The organism is Rhodococcus sp. 4CII (genome assembly GCF_014256275.1).
GTDB lineage: Bacteria > Actinomycetota > Actinomycetes > Mycobacteriales > Mycobacteriaceae > Rhodococcus_F > Rhodococcus_F wratislaviensis_A.
Genome location: NZ_JACCFE010000002.1, coordinates 4,938,712 through 4,956,205, shown reverse-complemented (window position 1 = coordinate 4,956,205; position 17,494 = coordinate 4,938,712). Strand labels below are relative to the sequence as shown.

General features: G+C 68.2%; 15 protein-coding genes. 7 read left to right on the top strand and 8 right to left on the bottom strand.

What is annotated here, in order from left to right:
* Nucleotides 1–28: 28 nt before the first annotated feature.
* Both H0B43_RS23650 and H0B43_RS23645 read right to left on the bottom strand, forming a co-directional pair.
* Nucleotides 29–1,984, bottom strand: coding sequence for an aconitate hydratase (locus H0B43_RS23650; RefSeq protein WP_185725724.1), 1,956 nt, complete (start codon nt 1,982–1,984; stop codon nt 29–31).
* Between the two features lie 130 nt (nt 1,985–2,114).
* Nucleotides 2,115–3,302: an AAA family ATPase gene (locus H0B43_RS23645; protein WP_185725725.1), complete on the bottom strand. Its 1,188-nt coding sequence runs from the start codon at nt 3,300–3,302 to the stop codon at nt 2,115–2,117.
* 170 nt (nt 3,303–3,472) lie between these two features.
* Between H0B43_RS23645 and shbA the strand changes: the two genes are divergently transcribed.
* Genes shbA through H0B43_RS23630 form a run of 3 tightly spaced genes read left to right on the top strand, consistent with a single transcriptional unit; the run spans nt 3,473 to nt 5,494 of the window.
* The gene (shbA, locus tag H0B43_RS23640) at nt 3,473–4,057 is read left to right on the top strand and encodes an RNA polymerase sigma factor ShbA (RefSeq protein WP_185725726.1); all 585 of its coding nucleotides are present in this window, start codon (nt 3,473–3,475) and stop codon (nt 4,055–4,057) included.
* Between the two features lie 52 nt (nt 4,058–4,109).
* On the top strand, nt 4,110–5,207 hold the full coding sequence (locus H0B43_RS23635) for an exo-alpha-sialidase (RefSeq protein ID WP_185950078.1): 1,098 nt from the start codon (nt 4,110–4,112) through the stop codon (nt 5,205–5,207).
* A complete protein-coding gene (locus H0B43_RS23630; protein ID WP_185725728.1) occupies nt 5,204–5,494 on the top strand; it encodes a MoaD/ThiS family protein in 291 nt (96 codons plus the stop codon). The genes H0B43_RS23635 and H0B43_RS23630 overlap by 4 nt, the downstream gene beginning before the upstream one ends.
* 5 nt (nt 5,495–5,499) lie before the next feature.
* On the opposite strand, the gene H0B43_RS23625 is transcribed toward H0B43_RS23630, so the two are convergent.
* Nucleotides 5,500–6,171, bottom strand: coding sequence for a cyclase family protein (locus H0B43_RS23625; RefSeq protein ID WP_185725729.1), 672 nt, complete (start codon nt 6,169–6,171; stop codon nt 5,500–5,502).
* A gap of 71 nt (nt 6,172–6,242) precedes the next feature.
* Between H0B43_RS23625 and H0B43_RS23620 the strand changes: the two genes are divergently transcribed.
* From H0B43_RS23620 to H0B43_RS23610, 3 genes are all read left to right on the top strand, one after another.
* Nucleotides 6,243–9,731: a serine/threonine-protein kinase gene (locus H0B43_RS23620; protein WP_185725730.1), complete on the top strand. Its 3,489-nt coding sequence runs from the start codon at nt 6,243–6,245 to the stop codon at nt 9,729–9,731.
* Nucleotides 9,732–9,924: 193 nt separating this feature from the next.
* A complete protein-coding gene (locus tag H0B43_RS23615; protein ID WP_185725731.1) occupies nt 9,925–10,974 on the top strand; it encodes a Dyp-type peroxidase in 1,050 nt (349 codons plus the stop codon).
* Complete coding sequence (locus tag H0B43_RS23610) at nt 10,971–11,777, top strand: family 1 encapsulin nanocompartment shell protein (protein WP_185725732.1); 807 nt, start codon at nt 10,971–10,973, stop codon at nt 11,775–11,777. Before H0B43_RS23615 ends, H0B43_RS23610 begins: the two co-directional genes overlap by 4 nt.
* A 15-nt stretch (nt 11,778–11,792) precedes the next feature.
* Here the strand turns inward: H0B43_RS23610 and H0B43_RS23605 are convergent, their stop codons facing one another.
* From H0B43_RS23605 to H0B43_RS23590, 4 genes are read right to left on the bottom strand one after another with little or no spacing between them, the layout of a single operon-like run.
* Entirely contained in the window at nt 11,793–13,127 is a 1,335-nt protein-coding gene (locus tag H0B43_RS23605; RefSeq protein WP_185725733.1) for a hypothetical protein, read from the bottom strand.
* A complete protein-coding gene (locus tag H0B43_RS23600) occupies nt 13,124–13,486 on the bottom strand; it encodes a hypothetical protein (protein ID WP_185725734.1) in 363 nt (120 codons plus the stop codon). The genes H0B43_RS23605 and H0B43_RS23600 overlap by 4 nt, the downstream gene beginning before the upstream one ends.
* On the bottom strand, nt 13,487–13,681 hold the full coding sequence (locus tag H0B43_RS23595) for a hypothetical protein (protein ID WP_073358825.1): 195 nt from the start codon (nt 13,679–13,681) through the stop codon (nt 13,487–13,489). It abuts the gene before it with no gap.
* Complete coding sequence (locus tag H0B43_RS23590) at nt 13,678–15,528, bottom strand: hypothetical protein (RefSeq protein ID WP_185725735.1); 1,851 nt, start codon at nt 15,526–15,528, stop codon at nt 13,678–13,680. The genes H0B43_RS23595 and H0B43_RS23590 overlap by 4 nt, the downstream gene beginning before the upstream one ends.
* 263 nt (nt 15,529–15,791) lie before the next feature.
* Here H0B43_RS23590 and H0B43_RS23585 point away from each other — a divergent pair, with 263 nt between their 5' ends.
* The gene (locus H0B43_RS23585; RefSeq protein ID WP_185725736.1) at nt 15,792–16,304 is read left to right on the top strand and encodes a CGNR zinc finger domain-containing protein; all 513 of its coding nucleotides are present in this window, start codon (nt 15,792–15,794) and stop codon (nt 16,302–16,304) included.
* 19 nt (nt 16,305–16,323) lie between these two features.
* Here H0B43_RS23585 and H0B43_RS23580 read toward each other — a convergent pair whose 3' ends face one another.
* Entirely contained in the window at nt 16,324–17,493 is a 1,170-nt protein-coding gene (locus H0B43_RS23580; RefSeq protein ID WP_185725737.1) for an LLM class flavin-dependent oxidoreductase, read from the bottom strand.
* Nucleotide 17,494: the final 1 nt, after the last annotated feature.

Sequence of the window (17,494 nt, the reverse complement as noted above, 5' to 3'; positions counted from 1 at the left end):
CGGCGCCGAGTGTACGGCGACGGGCCGATCACTCCCTGCGTGCCAGCTGTGGAATCAATCCGCCCGCGAGCACGTCGTCGACCTGACGTGGGGACAGCCGATGACGCACCGGGATCTCCACCTCACGGGTCGAGTCGAACAGGGTCAGACGGGGGCCGGACCGAATGGCGTCCCGCACTCCGTCGAGGACCAGCACGTCGTCCTGCCGGATCGTGTCGTAATCGTCCGGATTCTCGAACTCGAGCGCGAGCACACCGAAGTTGGCAAGGTTCTGCCAATGGATACGGGCGAACGAGGTGGCGATCACCGCGTGCAACCCGAGGTAGCGCGGGGTGATCGCGGCATGCTCACGCGAGGACCCCTGCCCGTAGTTGTCGCCGCCGACGATGAAATGCCCCGTGGTCTTCGCCGTCTCCTCCGCGCGCGCCGGATAGGTCTCGTCGACCTGGGTGAACGTGAACCGGGCCAGCTTGGGAATGTTGGAACGGAACGGCAGGGCCCGCGCCCCGGCCGGAGAGATCTCGTCGGTGGAGATGTTGTCGCCGACCTTCAGAAGTACCGGAGCCTCGATGCGGTCGGGCAACGGCGGAAACTCGGGCAGGGACGAGATGTTGGGCCCCTTCACGATTTCGACGTGCCGCGCCTCCTCCTCCGGCAGCGGAGCCACCAGCATGGCCGTGTTGACGGTGGCCTCGTCCGGAAGCGCGAGCTCCGGGTACGGCATCCCCACCTTCTCTGCCCAGTCCCGTGGGTCGGTGATCACCCCGGTGAGAGCCGACGCGGCCGCCGTCTCGGGTGAACACAGCCACACGGAATCCTCCCGGGTGCCCGAGCGTCCCGGAAAATTGCGGGGCATCGTCCGGAGAGAATTCCGGCCGGTTGCCGGCGCCTGTCCCATCCCGATACAGCCCATGCAGCCGGACTGATGAATTCGCGCGCCCGCCACGACGAGTTCGAGCGTGGCGCCCATCCCGGTCAGGTCGGAGAGGATCTCCCGCGAACTCGGATTGATGTCGAAGCTCACGCTCGGGTCGGTCTGCCTTCCGGACACCATGGCCGCAGCGATCGCGAAGTCGCGCAGTCCGGGATTGGCCGACGACCCGATCACCACCTGGCTGACGTCCTCACCGGCGACCTCTCGGACGGGCACTACGTTTCCCGGCGAAGACGGTTTCGCGATCAGCGGCTCGATCGTCGACAGGTCGAGGTGTTCGTGCACGTCGTATTCCGCGCCTGCATCGGCGAGCAGTTCCACGAAGTCGCCTTCCCTGCCCTCGGCGCGCAGGAAATCGCGGACGGCGTCGTCGGCGGGAAAGATGGACGTCGTGGCGCCCAGTTCGGCGCCCATGTTCGCGATCACGTGACGATCCATCGCCGTCAACGTCGTGAGCCCCTCACCGTGGTATTCGATGATTCTGTTCAGCCCGCCCTTGACCCCGTGGCGGCGGAGCATCTCGAGGATGACGTCCTTCGCCGAACTCCAGTCGTGGAGCCTGCCGGTCAACTCCACACCCCAGATCTGAGGCATCCGCAGGTGCAGGGGCTGACCCGCGATCGCCATGGCGACCTCGAGCCCACCGACGCCGATCGCGAGCATGCCCAGCGATCCCGCCGCCGGTGTATGCGAGTCGGAACCGACCATGGTCTTGCCGGGTACGCCGAAGCGCTGCATGTGCGTGGGATGAGAGACCCCGTTGCCCGGCTTCGAGAACCACAGCCCGTACCGTAGGGCGGCGGTACGGAGGAACTCGTGGTCCTCGGCGTTCTTCTCGTCGGTCTGCAGCAGATTGTGGTCGACGTATTGCGCGCTCAACTCGGTCTTGATGCGATCGAGGTGGAGCGCTTCGAGTTCCTGCATCACCAGGGTTCCGGTGGCGTCTTGGGTGAGCGTCTGGTCGATCCGGATCGAGATCTCCTCACCCGGTTCCATCCGGCCGTCGAGGATGTGTGCACCGATGACCTTGCGGGCGACTGTGTCCGACATCGCTGATCCCTTCGTCGTACCTCCAGGATGCGCCGGAGCCACGGCGAGGGCCAGCGCCCGGAACATGTCCGGCACTCGACAGGACAATCTTCGACTCTCTACGCAAATCTGTAGAGAGAGCTAGATTTCGCTAGTCGCTCTGTGCGCGCAGATACTTGCCGAAGTGCGGCACGGTGAAACCGATCGATCCGCGCTCGGCCGAATAGATCAGCCCCTTCTTGATGAGCCCGTCCCGCGCCGGCGACAGCGACGCGGGTTTGCGGCCGAGTGCCGAGGCGATCGCCGCCGTAGCGACCGGGCCCTCGTCCCCGGAGAGGTCGGCCATCGCCCGCATGTACTCCCGCTCGGCCGGCGTCGCGCGTTCGTACCGCGACCCGAAGAACCCGACCGCCAACTCCTCCTCCGCGGTCGGCGCCGCCACCCGGACATCCTCTCCCGTGACGGGGCTCGCCGCGGCCACGTCCCACGTCGCCTTGCCGTAGGCCTGCACGAAGTAGGGGTAGCCGTCGGCCGCGGCGTACAACGCGTCGAGCGCCTCGTCCGTGAACTTCACGTCCTCCCGCTCGGCAGGAGCGATCAACGCCCGATCCGCGGACGCCCGGTCGAGACGGTCGATGCGGTGATAGCTGAACAGCCGCTCCGAATAACTCTTGGACGCCGACAGCACCGCGGGCAGATGCGGCAGTCCGGCACCGACCACGATCAGCGGCGCCGCGTCCTGGCTGAGCTCGTGGCAGGCCCCGCACACCGCCGAGACGTCCGTGGCCCCGAGGTCCTGCATCTCGTCGATGAACAGTGCGATCCCGACCCCGACGTCGCGGGCCAGGGACGATGCGTCGAGCAGCAGTTCCACCAGATCGATCTCGATGTCGCCGGAGTCGGCGCGTCCCTTCACCGCGGGGGCGTCGATGCCCGGCTGCCACCGTTCCCGCATGCCCTTGTCGGCGGTCGCGCGCAGGGCGAACGACTTGAGGACGCCGAGGAATTCCTCCACCCGGTCGGGGTCGCGATGCGAGCCGGCGATCTCACGAACAGCCATGTGCACAGCGGACGACAGCGGCCTCCGCAGTTCCTGATCGGGGCGGGCCTCGACCTTCCCCGTCCCCCACCGCCGCGAGATGGCAGCCGACCGCAGATGGTTCAGCAGGACGGTCTTTCCGACGCCGCGCAGACCCGTCAGCATCACACTGCGTTCCGGGCGACCGCGCGCGATCCGCTCGAGCACCACGTCGAACGCGTCGAGTTGCCTGGTTCGTCCCGCGAGCTCCGGCGGGCGCTGGCCCGCGCCGGGCGCATACGGGTTACGGACAGGGTCCATGACCACGAACGTAACAACCTCTGTTGCCGATTCTGCGTTCATCTAGCGCGTGTCCTAGATTCCGCTATGAAGTCGTAGCGCGGGGTGGGTGGTTCCGCACCCTGCGGTGCCTATCGACGATCGCGCGTTCCCCCGAGGCTTGATGCAGCCGCAGGAACAGGGAGAACGCCATGATCGAGTTGGACGCCAGAGCCGAGTTGGAACGACTCGCGCCCTCCGCAGCGGCGGGCGACGAAGACGCCGTCGAAGAGGTTCTCCGGATCGCGCACCCGCTCGTGCACCGCTACTGCACCACCCGGCTCGAATCGGTGGATCACCCGCACGCCACCGCCGACGACGTCACCCAGGATGTGTGCCTCGCCCTGATGAGCGCCCTGAGGACGTATGAAAATCAGGGAAAGTCGCTCTTGTCCTTCATCTTCGGCATCGCGGCGCACAAGGTCTCCGACGCCCGGCGCCGCGCCACCCGCTGGTCCGCGCCGACCGCACGCTCCGCCGCCGCACACTATGTGGCCGACGTCGAGGACGGCCCCGAGCACCATGTCCTGCGCCGCGAACTCCGCGGTGAGATGGGCGAGCTCGTGGACACCCTTCCGGTCCGGCACCAGCAGATCCTCTTCATGCGGATCATCGTCGGTATGACGGCCGAGCAGACCGCCCGGGTCCTGGACACCACTCCGGGCGCCATCCGCGTCGCTCAGCATCGGGCGCTGAGCCACCTGCGGGCGAGGATCGGTCACGGGCCGGCCCGCTGACGGTTCCCGCTCCACCGTTGCCATTCGCCGGACCGCGTGGTCCGATGGGTTCATGAGCGCAGCCGACGCCGTCCTGCTCGCGATCGGAACGAAGAAGGGCCTCTGGCTGGCCACCAGCCGCGACCGCGCGACCTGGTCGCTGTCGGGCCCGCGCTTCCTGATGAACGAGATTCCGAGCATCGGGATCGACACGCGCGGGGGCCGCACCCGCATTCTGGTCGGGGTCCGGTCGGAACACTGGGGCCCGACCGTTGCGCACTCCGACGATCTGGGGGCCACGTGGACCGAACCGGACCACGGCGCCATCCGCTTCGGCGACGATGACGGTGCCGCGCTCGAGCGGGTGTGGCAGCTCCGGCCCGATACGGACGACCGCCCCGGCGTCGTGTGGGCCGGGTGCGAACCGATCTCGGTGTGGCGGTCCGTCGACGGCGGTGAGCACTTCGACCTCGAGCGTGGACTGTGGGATCATCCCCACCGGTCGGAGTGGGGAGCCGGATATGGCGGCGCTGCAGCACATTCCGTGGAACCGCACCCGGAGGATGCGAACACGGTGCACGTCGCCATGAGCACGGGAGGTGTCTACCGGACCACCGACGGGGGCGCGTCGTGGGAGCCGCGCAACACCGGGATCGCGGCCCATTTCCTGCCGGACCCGAATCCGGAGTTCGGCCAGTGCGTCCACAAGATCGCCCGCGACGCCGTGGTCCCGGACCGGCTGTACGCCCAGAACCATCACGGGGTGTACCGATCCGACGACAGCGGCGACACGTGGAAGTCGATCGCGGACGGCCTGCCGTCCGATTTCGGGTTCGTGATGCTCACCCATCCCCGCCGCGAGGGAACGGTGTGGGTGGTGCCGATCGAGGCGGACCGGGAACGGATCCCCCCGGGCGGCCGGCTCGCCGTCTACCGCAGCGAAGACGCCGGGAACAGCTGGACCCGGCTCGACAGCGGACTGCCGGAACACGACTACAACGTGGTGCTCCGCGACGCCGCCGGCGTCGACACCGCCGACCCGGTCGGCGTGTATTTCGGCACGCGCGGCGGTGAGGTCTACGGCAGCGCCGACGAGGGTGCGTCGTTCACCACGGTCGCGGCGCACCTGCCCGACGTCCTGTGCGTGCGGGCCGCGGTGATCACGTCGTGAGTGGGGGCGTGACCGTGCGGGTTCCGCGGGCGCTCGCGTCGATCGTCGGCGGGGAGCGTTCCGTGCACGTGCCCCTCGACGCCGCCTCGACAGTGTCGGACGTGCTCGACGTCCTCGCCGGGGAGTTCCCGATCCTCGGCCGCCGGATTCGCGACGAGACCGGCGCCCTGCGACGGTACGTCAACGTCTACGTCGACGGTGAGGACGTCCGGCTCCTCGGCGGCGTCGGCACCGAGGTGACGCCTGGGCAGGAACTGCAGATCCTGCAGTCCGTGGCCGGAGGCTGACCGGATTACCCGGCCAGTTCCATCGCCACTGCCCGGGTGGGGGCTCCGTCGCCGTCCTCCAGGACGATCGGGAGGAGGCTGACGAGCGGATTCGGGAAGTCGATCCGGTCGAGGCGGCACAGGTTCTCGCCGATCACTCCGCCGGCGTCGGCGATCAGATGGTGGACCGGATATCCGGCGTCCGGGTGGTCGTCGTCCGGTGTCTCGTCGATGCTCGGTGCGTCGAGGCAGAACGTCCGCACTCCCCGCTCGAGCAGCAGCGTGCAGGCCGCCGGATCGAGGAAGGGATGCGAATAATAGACCTCCGTTCCGTAGTGCCGAGACCACCCGGTGTGGAACACGGCGATGTCGCCCGGGTGCACGTCCTCTGCCCGGGCCGCAATCAGTTCGGCGGTAATGCGTTGCCGCGCAACGAGCTCACGGAGATCGAACACCACGCCGCGGCCGACGAACAGCTCCGGCGCCAGTCGGTCGATGGTCGCGGCCCCCGCCTTCAGATGCGCCGGGGCGTCGACGTGCGTCCCGGACTGCGAGCCGATCCTGACGTCCAGCACGTTGTAACCGTCGCGTTCGAGGGTGCAGTGCCGGATCAGCGTCGGCACCGGGTCACCCGGATACACCTGCATCCCGGACCCGATCGTGTGCGACAGATCCACGATTCTTCGAACATGTGCCATCGGACGATTGTGACCGGCCTCGGCGTCACCGGTCCCGCGATATGCTCGATCACGAGCGAAGAGGTGGTGGCATGACCGATTTTGATCCGCTCGCCACCCAGCGTCACTCGCTGTCGACCATCCCGGCCGAACTGTCCGCAGTCGGCCTCGAGGACGCCAGGGAGATCGGGCACGGTGGGTTCGGGGTGGTCTACCGGTGCGCACAACCCGAACTCGACCGGACCGTTGCGGTCAAGGTCCTCACCGCGGCCCTCGACGCCGAGAACCTCGAACGGTTCCTGCGGGAACAACGCGCCATGGGCAGGCTGAGCGGCCACCCGCACATCGTCAACATCATGCAGGTCGGGACCACCGATTCCGGTCGGCCGTACATCGTGATGCAGTACCACCCCCACGATTCGCTGGACACACAGATCCGCCGGCGCGGGCCCGTCCCGTGGAGCGACGCGCTGCGCATCGGGGTCAAACTCGCCGGCGCGCTCGAAACCGCGCACCGGGTGGGCATCCTGCACCGGGACGTCAAACCGGGAAACATCCTGCTGACGGAATACGGCGAACCTCAGCTCACCGATTTCGGTATCGCCCGGATGTCGGGCGCGTTCGAGACCACGGCCGGCACCGTCACGGGCTCCCCCGCGTTCACCGCCCCCGAGGTGCTGTCGGGGCGGACACCGACCGCCGCCTCCGACGTGTACAGCCTCGGCGCGACCCTGTTCAGCGCGATCACCGGGCACGCCGCCTTCGAACGGCACGACGGTGAGGAGGTGATCGCGCAGTTCCTGCGCATCACCACCCAACCCGTCCCGGACCTGCGGGGCGAAGGTTTCCCCGAGGACCTCAGCGCCGTGATCCAGCGGGCCATGGCCGGGAAGCCGGAAGATCGCCCCGCGTCCGCGGCCGCGTTCGGCGACGAGTTGCGGGAGGTCGAACGCCACCACGGACTGGCCGTCGACGAGATGGCGATGCCCGTCGACGCCGGCGTCCACCACATCGAGGAACCCTCGCCCGGCACGATCTCGACCGTCTCCGGTCCGTTCCGGACGGCCACCACGGGACGCCCCCGCTACACGTCGACACCGCCACCCGCGCCGGCCACCCGGTTCCGGCCACCCGCCGCGACCCGGCAACTCGTCGAACGGAACCGGTTGATCGACCAGTTACGCGCCGGACGCCGACGGCTGCTGACCGTGATCCACGGCCCCACCGGATTCGGCAAGAGCACCCTGGCCGCCCAGTGGCGGAACGTCCTCGCCGAGGAGGGTGTCGCGGTCGCGTGGCTCACCGTCGACAGCGACGACGACAACGTGGTCTGGTTCGTCGCGCACCTCATCGAGGCGATCCGCCGCGTGCGCCCCAACCTGGCCAAGGAACTCGGCCAGGTCCTCGAAGAGCACGACGACGAGGCCGAACGGTACGTTCTCACCTCGCTCGTCAACCAGATCCACGAGAGCGGCGAGCGGATCGCGCTGATCATCGACGACTGGCAGCGCGTGTCCGAGCCCGCGACGATCGGCGCCCTGGAATTTCTGCTCGACAACGGGTGCCACCACCTGCAGGTCGTGGTGACGAGCCGCACCCGGGCCGGGTTGCCGATGAGCCGCATGCGTGTCATGGACGAACTCGTCGAAATCGACTACTCGGAATTGCGTTTCGACGATTCCGAGGCGCGGTCGTTCCTCGTCGACCTCGGTGGCCTGCCCCTCGAGAACGAGGACGTCACCGAACTCCGCGACTCGACCGACGGGTGGGTGGCGGCACTGCAACTGGCGTCGCTCTCGCTGCGCGGGCGATCGGATCCGTCGGAACTGATCGCCGGACTGTCCGGACGCCACCACGCGATCGGCGAATTTCTCGCCGAGAACGTCCTCGACACCCTCGAACCGGAAATGCTCGACTTCCTCCTGGCCACCTCGATCACCGAACGCACCTGCGGCAGTCTCGCGGGCATCCTCGCAGACACCGCGCGCGGGCAGGCGATGCTCGAGGCGGCCGAGGACCGGGACCTGTTCCTCCGCCACATCGACGACGAGCGAACGTGGTTCCGCTACCACGCGCTCTTCGCCGAGTTCCTGCGCCGCCGGCTCGAACGCGACCAACCGGACCGGGTCCAGGAACTGCACCGTGCCGCGTCCCGCTGGTTCTGCGACCACAGCCTGCTCCGCGAGGCCGTCGAGCACGCACTCGCCGGAGGCGAGGAGCAGCGCGCCGTCCAACTCGTCGAGGCCGACGGGTTGCTCCTGCTCGAGCTGTCGCAGTCGGCGACGTTGACGTCGGTGATGGACACACTGCCGCCGCACCTCGTCGCCGCGAGTGCCCGGCTACAGGTCACCACCGCGTGGGCGCATGCGATGGCGCACCGGATGCCGACGGCCGAACGGGCGCTCGAACGCGCCGAGTGGGCGCTCGACCACTTCGACACCGGCGACGCCGCCGCCCTGCGCGCCGAGATCGGCGCCGTCCGCGCCGTGATCGAACTGCGGGCCGATCGGATCGAGCGCATCGACGACCTCGTCGCCGACGTCCTCGCGCAGCCGGAGTCACTGCACCCGTGGGTGGTGTGCGCCGCGTTCAACGTCACGACGTTCGCCGCGGTGTACCGCTTCGACTTCGCGGAGGTGCGCCGGATCCAGGAAGTCGCGCGGCCGTTCTACGAGCGGAACAAAGGACCGCACAACGTCGTTCACGGCCAGAGCTATCTGGGTGTCGCATCGTACGAGCAACTCGACATCGACGACGCCGTCGACCGGTTCCGGCGGGCCCGCCGAGCCGGACGGAAACTGGGCGGGCCGCGGGCGCCGTCCGCCCGGCTCGCCGGGTCACTGCTCGGCGAGGTGCTCTACGAACGCGGAGACGTCGAAGAGGCCGAACGTCTCCTCGACGACGGATACACGCTCTCCGTCGAGACCGGCGGGGTCGATTTCAAGATCGCCCGCTACGTCACCGGAGCCCACGTCAAGGCGCTGCGCGGCGACCGCGAGGAGGCGACGAAACGCCTGCACGCGGGGCTGGAAGTGGCCGAAACCTACTCCCTCGCCAGGCTGCGCGCCCGTGTCGAGAACGAACGTCGCCGGCTCGGCATCACCCCGCACCCCACGCTGCACGTCCCCGAACCGGTTCGATTCGAGGACCGGCGACGCCCCGTGTCGGGGATCGGCGAGATCGTCGCGCAGGTCGAGGAGGCCACCGCGATACGGCATCTGCTCGCCACCGGATCGCCCGCGAACATCGAACTCGCGTGCACCTGGGCGCAGGAGTGGACCGACCGGCTGGCCGGCACCGGCCGCAACCGCGCTCACCTCCTGGCCGAGCGCCTCCGGGTGGCGTGCCTCGCCGCCGCGGGCCGCGAAGACGAGGCGAAGCAGGCCCTCGCCACCATCGCCTCGATCTGCGCGGCGCGCGGACTCCTGCGGGTGCTTCCCGACGGCGGGCCGCTCATCGTCGCCCTGATCACGGATCTGCGGGCCGATCAGCAGGCCGGATCCTGGCAACCCGACTGGGCGACCGTGCCTTCCGGCTTTCTCGACGAACTGCAGAAGTCGATCGCCCCGTACACGATGTGACCCGCGGTCAGGACGAAGTGGCCCGCCAGAGTTCACCGCCCGCGGCGTACTGTTACCAGCCCACACCGATACTTTCCGGTGCGAAGTCGGCGCGGCGGGCGGATCGAATGGAACCTGACGGTCCGAACCGGTTAGATGGGACCTGAGGTTCCGGACAGTGCAGCGTCGTACGTCGGAGTGAACGGAGGCATCGATGCCAGGTCCAGTTGCGAGGTTGGCACCCCAAGCAGTCCTCACTCCGCCCAGCCCTGCCTCTCTGTTCCTCGTGCTCGTCGCCGGGGAGTCCGAGGACGACCGCGCGACGGTGTGCGACGTGATCTCCGGCATCGACGGACTGCTCAAGGCGGTCGGATTCCGCGAACTCGCGGGCTCCCTCTCCTGCGTGGTCGGAGTCGGCGCGCAGTTCTGGGACAGCGTGAGCACGTCGTCGAGGCCGGCGCATCTGCATCCGTTCGTTCCGCTGTCCGGGCCGGTGCACAGTGCGCCGTCGACTCCGGGCGACGTCCTGTTCCATATCAAGGCCGCCCGCAAGGACCTGTGCTTCGAACTGGGCCGTCAGATCGTCTTCGCGCTGGGTTCGGCCGCCACCGTCGTCGACGAGGTGCACGGATTCCGCTACTTCGATTCCCGCGATCTCCTCGGATTCGTCGACGGCACCGAGAATCCCACCGCGGACGCCGCCGCGGACGCCGCCCTGATCGGCGACGAGGATCCCGACTTCCGGGACGGCAGTTACGTGATCGTGCAGAAGTACCTGCACGACATGGATGGATGGAACACGCTGAGCACCGAGGAACAGGAACGGGCCATCGGGCGCACCAAGCTCGAGAACGTCGAACTCGGCGACGACGCCCAGCCGAGCAATTCGCACGTCACCCTCAACAGCATCGTCGACGACGACGGCGTCGAGCACGAGATCCTCCGGGACAACATGGCATTCGGCAGCCTCGGCGAGGCCGAGTACGGCACTTACTTCATCGGGTACGCCAAGGACCCCGGGGTCACCGAGTTGATGTTGCGAAGAATGTTCCTCGGTGAGCCGCCCGGCAACTACGACCGCGTCCTCGACTTCTCCACGGCGGCCACCGGCACGCTGTTCTTCGTGCCGAGCCGCGACGTTCTCGAGTCGCTCGGCGAGCTGTCGGCCGCGGAGGCGTCTTCCGAAGGACCGGTCGAGCCCGCTGCGGCCGATCCGTACGATCTGTCCCTGAAAATCGGTGGCCTCAAAGGAGTATCGCAATGAGTGATTCGAGCAATCTGCACCGCAATCTGGCGCCGGTCACGGAAGCCGCCTGGCAGCAGATCGGTGAAGAGGCCGCCCGCACGTTCAAGCGGCACGTCGCGGGTCGACGTGTCGTCGACGTCGCGGGACCGTTCGGATACTCCTATTCGGCCCACAACCTGGGGCGGGTTACGCCGATCAAGACGTCGGACAGCCGGATCCGGGCGCAGCAGCGGCAGGTCGACCCGCTCATCGAACTCCGGTTCCCGTTCACCCTCAGCCGCGCCGAGGTCGACGACGTCGCACGCGGTTCCCTCGACTCCGACTGGCAGCCCGTCAAGGACGCCGCGAAGGCCGTTGCTTTCGCCGAGGACCAGTCGATCTTCCAGGGATTCGACGAGGCGGGCATCCGCGGGCTCGGACCGTCCAGCGACAACCCGGTTCTCAGCCTCCCGGAGGATCCGCTGCTCATCCCCGACGCCGTCGCGTCCGCGCTGTCGGCGCTGCGCCTCGCCGGTGTCGAGGGACCGTATTCGGTGGTGCTCGACGCCGACGCGTACACCGCGGTCAGCGAAACCCGCGACGAGGGACATCCCGTGTTCCACCACCTGCGCGACCTGGTCACCGGCGACATCATCTGGGCGCCCGCGATCAGCGGCGGGTATGTGCTGTCCACCCGCGGCGGCGACAACCAGTTGACCCTCGGCACGGACCTGTCGATCGGCTACGACAGTCACACCGTCACCGACGTCACGCTCTACCTCGAAGAGACGTTCACGTTCGCCTCGCTCACCGCGGAGGCTGCGGTGGTCCTCGCACGCTGAGACGCGCCGGGGTCGTCAGCCGCCGAACAGCAGGTACAGCCCACCGAAGGTATAGGTGACCATGGTGAGCAGCAGCGCCAGCTGTCCGGTCAGTTGATGGCCCCGCGGCAGGATTCGCACGGATTTGTCGTGTGCCGCAATCACTCCGAGTACATGTCCGGCGAGGACGCAGAGCACCTTGATCGACGCCGTCGCGGCCGGGCGCTCGGACAGGACATAGGAGACCTCGGCATCGCCGAGGCCCAGGAGATTCCATCCCCGTCCCATCGGGTCCGCCAGGTGGATCACCGTCGCCTGCCCCTTCTCCACCAGGTAGGTGAGGTAGTGGGCGAAGACGTAGCCGATGATGATCGGGATCAGCGAATGCGACAACAGCCCGGGCAGAGCGGCGCGCTGCTCGGGGGGCAGGCCGCCCGCGGCCCGGGCAGCCAACCAGAACGACACCCCGACGAAGCCGATGAACACCAGGAGTCCGGCGGTGCGCGCGAGGGTGGCTCCGACCGGGGAATCGATCCCGTCCACCAACCGTGACCACCACGGGAACGCCGAGAAGCTGTCGAAGGCCGTGGACCCGAGCAGGGTGGCCATCAGCGCCACGGACCCGGCACGGACGGGCATCGACCCCAGGTGGTCCAGCGGGCTGCGCAGCACGATCCGGCCGTCGTCGCGGTCACGGCTGAGCGGAGACAGACGCGACGCCAGCGTGCTGTACACCTCGAACGGATCGCCGCGCTCACACCAGCGTTCGCCGCACACGAACGCCCCGGCCGCGGTGATCACGACGTAGGCCAATAGCCAGGCACGGACGGCCGCCACCGATCCCGGGTCGGACGAGGCGAGTTCGAGCCAGACGAAGGCGAACAGTCCGGCGACGGCGGGCCGGTACCCCCACGAATTCCGGTACCGCGCATTACCTTCCGCCGGTGACCGGCCGAGTACGGCGCACAGCGTCCGGTGAACGGTACGGACCGGCGAGAGCACCCGCCAGACCGGGCCGAATGCCAGCGACATCGCGACGAGACCCACCCACAGCAGCACGTAGAACGCGCCCGGCAGGGCGTTCTCCGAGGACGCCGACGGGCCGAAGAACGCCGCGAGGGCCACCCACGCCGCGAACACCAGGGCAAGCACCGCCAGGGTATTCCGCGTGATCGGCGAGTCCGCGAATCGTGTCACCCAGGGCGGCAGGCGGTATCCCGGATTGTCCGGGTCCAGCTTCGGGGTGCGCCACGCGAACGCCAGAACCGCGAAGGAGACGGTGAGCGCCCAACTCGCCCCGATCAACGCATACGTGAACGGGATCGGAAGGTCGGTGGATCCGCCGAGACCGTGCGCGAGAACAGCGGTCATGGATGCACGAGCAGGGTGGCCACCGTCTTACCCGTGTCGTGCAACTCCACCGCCACCTGGCCCGGAACGTCGACGGAGAACTGGGTCTCCTGCGTTCCGGGGTGAATCTCGAACGAATGCTCCGGAACGGCGTGCACGTGCAGTTCGTCGTCGGCGTCGCTCTCGATCCGCACCGTGACGGTCTCCCCTACCGTGGCCTCGATGCGCTCGTCGTTCGGTGTGACCGTGCCACCTGCGATCACGACGTCGATCACCACACCGTCTTCCGTTGCCGACGTGTCGCTGTCGCCCCCGCAGCCCGACACCAGGGCGACGACGACAGCGGGTACCACGACCACGCCGGCCAACCGCCTGATCACCTAGTTCTCCTCGTCCTTTTCACTCACGCCGTTCTTCGCCTTGTCGGCATTCTCCGCGGCTTCCGCCTTGCGGTCCCGGACCGCCAGGTAGATGACCAGGCCGGCCACCAGGAACGCCGGTACGAACGCGGGAATCGCCAGCAGCACCGAGTGATCGGCGAGGTAGACGACGTCCGGGTCGTTCACCGGGTTCATGTCACCGTCACGTCCTCGCGGGCTCCGGTGGTCGCCTGCCCCTGCGTGTATTTGCTGATCCGGCCCGCTCCCCAGGCCAGCGCGGCAATCAGCGCGAGCGTGCACACGAGGACGACCAGCGACGCGGCGCCGAACAGCCAGGACGGGTGATCGAAGTTCCGCTCCCGCTGCAGGATGGTGATCTCCGGGACGAAGTCACGGGTGGAGGACGCGACGGCGGGGAGTTCCTCGGCGCCGATACCCGGGTCGCTGGGCAGGTAGATGGGGACGGCCGTCATCGTCCGCCCGTCCTGCACCCGCAGCAACGTCTTCCACGTTCCGTGGACCGGCACCGGTTCATGGGTCCGGTAGGTGCCGGGTCCGGTGCGTTCGAGTCGGTCGACGGTGAACCCGTTACCCAGGCCGGGACCGCCCTGCCAGGACAGGATGGACACCCAGGCGGGATCGTCGCCGACGAGATCGGGCGGATCGATGCGGACCTCCGCGTCGACCATCCGGCCGCCGTCCGACGCGGCCTCAGTGAGAGCGATTGTCGCCGTGGCGTTCTCCGGGACGATGGCGACCAGACCGTTGGCGGTGGCCCCGGCGATCACCACGACCGTGGCGACCACGATGGTGCGGCTGATCGCCGGGCGCGGAAGACCCTCGGATCGCAGGACCCGCCCGAGCAGCGCACCGCAGGTGCCGGCGGCGATACCCACAGGCAAGGCCATCGCCAGCGCTTCCGGCCACATGCTGGTGGGCCAGGGGTAGATGTACATCGCGTCGATCCACAGCGATTCGAGCCAGAGCCCGACCGTGGCGACGAGCAGTCCGCCGACGGCCCCGAAGGCCACCCGGTTCTTGATCAACGGCGTGAGGGCGAGCAGTTCGACGAGCACCGCGGCACCGAGACACAACTCGAAAACATTGGTGGGAGCGCCGAGAACCGGGCCCACCACGAGAGCGGTGAGCGCACGGACGGCCGCCGCGACCGCGACGGCCACGATCGCCGCGAACGGTCCGAGAACGATGCGCGCCGCCACCAGGGTGAACGCGGCCGCTCCGGCGATCATCATCGGTTGCAGGACCAGACGGAACTGTTCGACGCCGAAGTCGTATTCGATCTGGAACACGGACAGGCCGATGAGCAGACCGCCGAACGTGCCGCACCGCAGGAACCAGATGAGCCTGCTGTCCGGTTTCGCCTCACCGGACATCGCCATCCGGCCCTCGTAATCCAGCAACAGCACACCGATCAGCGACAGTCCTGCTCCACCGATCAACATGAGGTGCGTCGGGCCCCACAGCGTGACGTCCTGGCCGAAGATGCGATGCCAGACGTCGTCGAGGGGAAACCCGATGAGGGCGTAGAGGCCGGCCCCGGCGACGAGAACGCCGCCGACCGGGACGTACCAGGTGCGGGTGATCTTGATCGCCGCCCGACCGGGTTTCTCGTCGCGCGGCAGGATCATCGCCAGCATTCCGGTGATGAACAGCAGGAAGAGCCCGACGAGGATGAAGTAGTGCGCGGGGTTCGCGAGCGGTCCGTTGTCGCGGCCCCGCCCGATGTGCAGGCTGACGTCCCAGATGAAGCCGAAGAAGGCCGTGAGGATCGTCCCGACGAACGTCACGAGCGGCAGCGCCACCCACGGGGGCCGGTCGAGCGCGCGGGCCGCGGCGTCGGCGGTCGTCTGCAGCCACGTGATCTTGCGCGTGCGGTGCAGGTAGGCGATCCACAGCAGACCCACGGTGATGATCGCTGTCGCCACCGAGATTCCGATGATCTGATCGAGTGCCGCACCGCCACCCTCTCCACCCGATTGGGCAAGATTGAGCGAACTCGCAGTAACAGTAACTTGGCTCACGTGGTGATTATGTGCGCCTCGTGCCGAAAATGCCAGACCTTCGCGCCCCCGAGGGGCGATCCGTAGACGAATCTATTCGCATCTGCAATCAGACATAGATATGGCTAGATTCCGCTAGCGACGCCTCCACCAGCGACAACTGCCATCGCCCGCACGTGCAGCCGAGGTACGTGACGACTCCCGTGCTCGTCCGGTGCCGGGATACTTCCTGCCAGTCGTGTTCGTGATGTTCGCTCATGCACTCAGCGTGATGTAATGGCATTGTGCATCTCAACCCTTACGGCGAATACGCGGTCACCCTCGCCGCCGACCTCGCGAATCGTCCGCCCGATTCGACGGACGACCTCGTCGACCGATGTGTCGAGGCCGGCATCGTCGTCGACTTCCCCGTCACCGACGACGACCTGGCCGACGTGCTCGCGATGCTCGACCGGTGGTCGTCGATCGCGGACACCACCAGTGACGAAGACCGGGCAGACCAGGTGAATCTCATGCTCACGAAGGCGTCCGCCTACCCGCGGCTGACCAACCACGCCGGAGACGGCTGGCACCTCCACTACCGCGACGACCAGCAGTCGCTCGCGGGTGTGCTCGAGGCGCTGTTCTCGGTCGGCACCGCACTACACCTCGTCGGGCGCGGCATGCACCGGCTCGGCCGCTGCGCACTCGCCGAGTGCACCGCCATCTACGCCGACACGTCTCGCAACGGCCGTCAGCGGTACTGCTCACCGAAGTGCGCGAACCGGGACGCCGTGCGGCGTCACCGGGCGCGCTGACCCCCGAGCCGGGGGGCCGCTACCGGCTCGACGACAGGAACGCCGTCGAGCCCGGCAGGTCGCCGGGCCGGTGACGGCGTGACTGCACGAGCCCGCGGCGTTCGAGGATCGGCCGGACGCCTTCGCCGAAGTTGAACGCCTCTTCGAGGTGCGGGTAGCCGGACAGGACGAAGTGGTCGAGTCCGAGCGCCGCGTACTCGGCGATGCGGCCGGCGACCTCCTCGTGCGAGCCGACGAGCGCGGTGCCCGCGCCGCCGCGGACCAGCCCGACCCCCGACCACAGGTTGGGGGCCACCTCGAGTGCACGTGCTCCCGCGTCCTTCGAATACGCGCTACCTCCGCCGTGCAATTCCCGCATGCGCCGCTGGCCTTCGGAACCCGACCGGGCCAGGCTCTGCTGCGCCTGCTCGACCGTCGCCGGGTCGAGGGCGGACAGCAGACGGTCGGCCTCGGCCCACGCCTCCTCGGACGTGTCGCGGCTGATCACGTGGAGCCGGATGCCGTAGTCGAGGGTGCGGCCCTGGACGTCGGCGAGGTCGCGAATCCAGGCGATCTTCCCGGCGACGGCACTGGGCGGCTCACCCCACGTGAGGTAGGTGTCGGCGAACTGGGACGCGACGGTGCCCGCGGCCGGCGACGACCCGCCGAAGAAGATCGGCGGTACCGGGTCGGGGATGCGCTGCAACTGCGCGTTCTCCACCCGGATGTACTCGCCCGCGTAGTCGACCGGTCCGGTTCCCGCCCACAGCTTTCGGATGACATCGAGGAATTCGCCGCAGCGTGCGTAGCGCTGGTTCTTGTCGAGGTAGTCGCCGTACGTGCGCTGCTCGTGGTCCTCACCGCCGGTGACGACGTTGAGCAGCAGCCGTCCTTGCGACTGCCACTGGAACGTCGCCGCCATCTGCGCGGCCAGCGTCGGGCTGAGCAGCCCGGGACGCAGCGCGACCAGAAACTTCAGCGTCTCCGTCGTCTCCAGCATCATGGCCGTGGTGAGCCAGGCGTCCTCGCACCACGCGCCGGTGGGCGTCAGGACCGACTCGAAGCCGTTCGACTCCGCCGCCGCGCCGATCTGATTGAGGTACCGCAGCGTGGCCGGGCGGTCTCCTGCCATGGAACTCCCGTGACCGCCGGCCATCAGGTTGCGGGAATCACCGTAGGTGGGAAGGAACCAATGGAAATGCAGAGACACG

Coding starts and splice junctions, on each gene's coding strand:
- H0B43_RS23650 (WP_185725724.1), bottom strand. CDS start 1,984: ATGTCGGACACAGTCGCCCGCAAGGTCATCGGTGCACACATCCTCGAC.
- H0B43_RS23645 (WP_185725725.1), bottom strand. CDS start 3,302: ATGGACCCTGTCCGTAACCCGTATGCGCCCGGCGCGGGCCAGCGCCCG.
- shbA (WP_185725726.1), top strand. CDS start 3,473: ATGATCGAGTTGGACGCCAGAGCCGAGTTGGAACGACTCGCGCCCTCC.
- H0B43_RS23635 (WP_185950078.1), top strand. CDS start 4,110: ATGAGCGCAGCCGACGCCGTCCTGCTCGCGATCGGAACGAAGAAGGGC.
- H0B43_RS23625 (WP_185725729.1), bottom strand. CDS start 6,171: ATGGCACATGTTCGAAGAATCGTGGATCTGTCGCACACGATCGGGTCC.
- H0B43_RS23620 (WP_185725730.1), top strand. CDS start 6,243: ATGACCGATTTTGATCCGCTCGCCACCCAGCGTCACTCGCTGTCGACC.
- H0B43_RS23615 (WP_185725731.1), top strand. CDS start 9,925: ATGCCAGGTCCAGTTGCGAGGTTGGCACCCCAAGCAGTCCTCACTCCG.
- H0B43_RS23610 (WP_185725732.1), top strand. CDS start 10,971: ATGAGTGATTCGAGCAATCTGCACCGCAATCTGGCGCCGGTCACGGAA.
- H0B43_RS23605 (WP_185725733.1), bottom strand. CDS start 13,127: ATGACCGCTGTTCTCGCGCACGGTCTCGGCGGATCCACCGACCTTCCG.
- H0B43_RS23595 (WP_073358825.1), bottom strand. CDS start 13,681: ATGAACCCGGTGAACGACCCGGACGTCGTCTACCTCGCCGATCACTCG.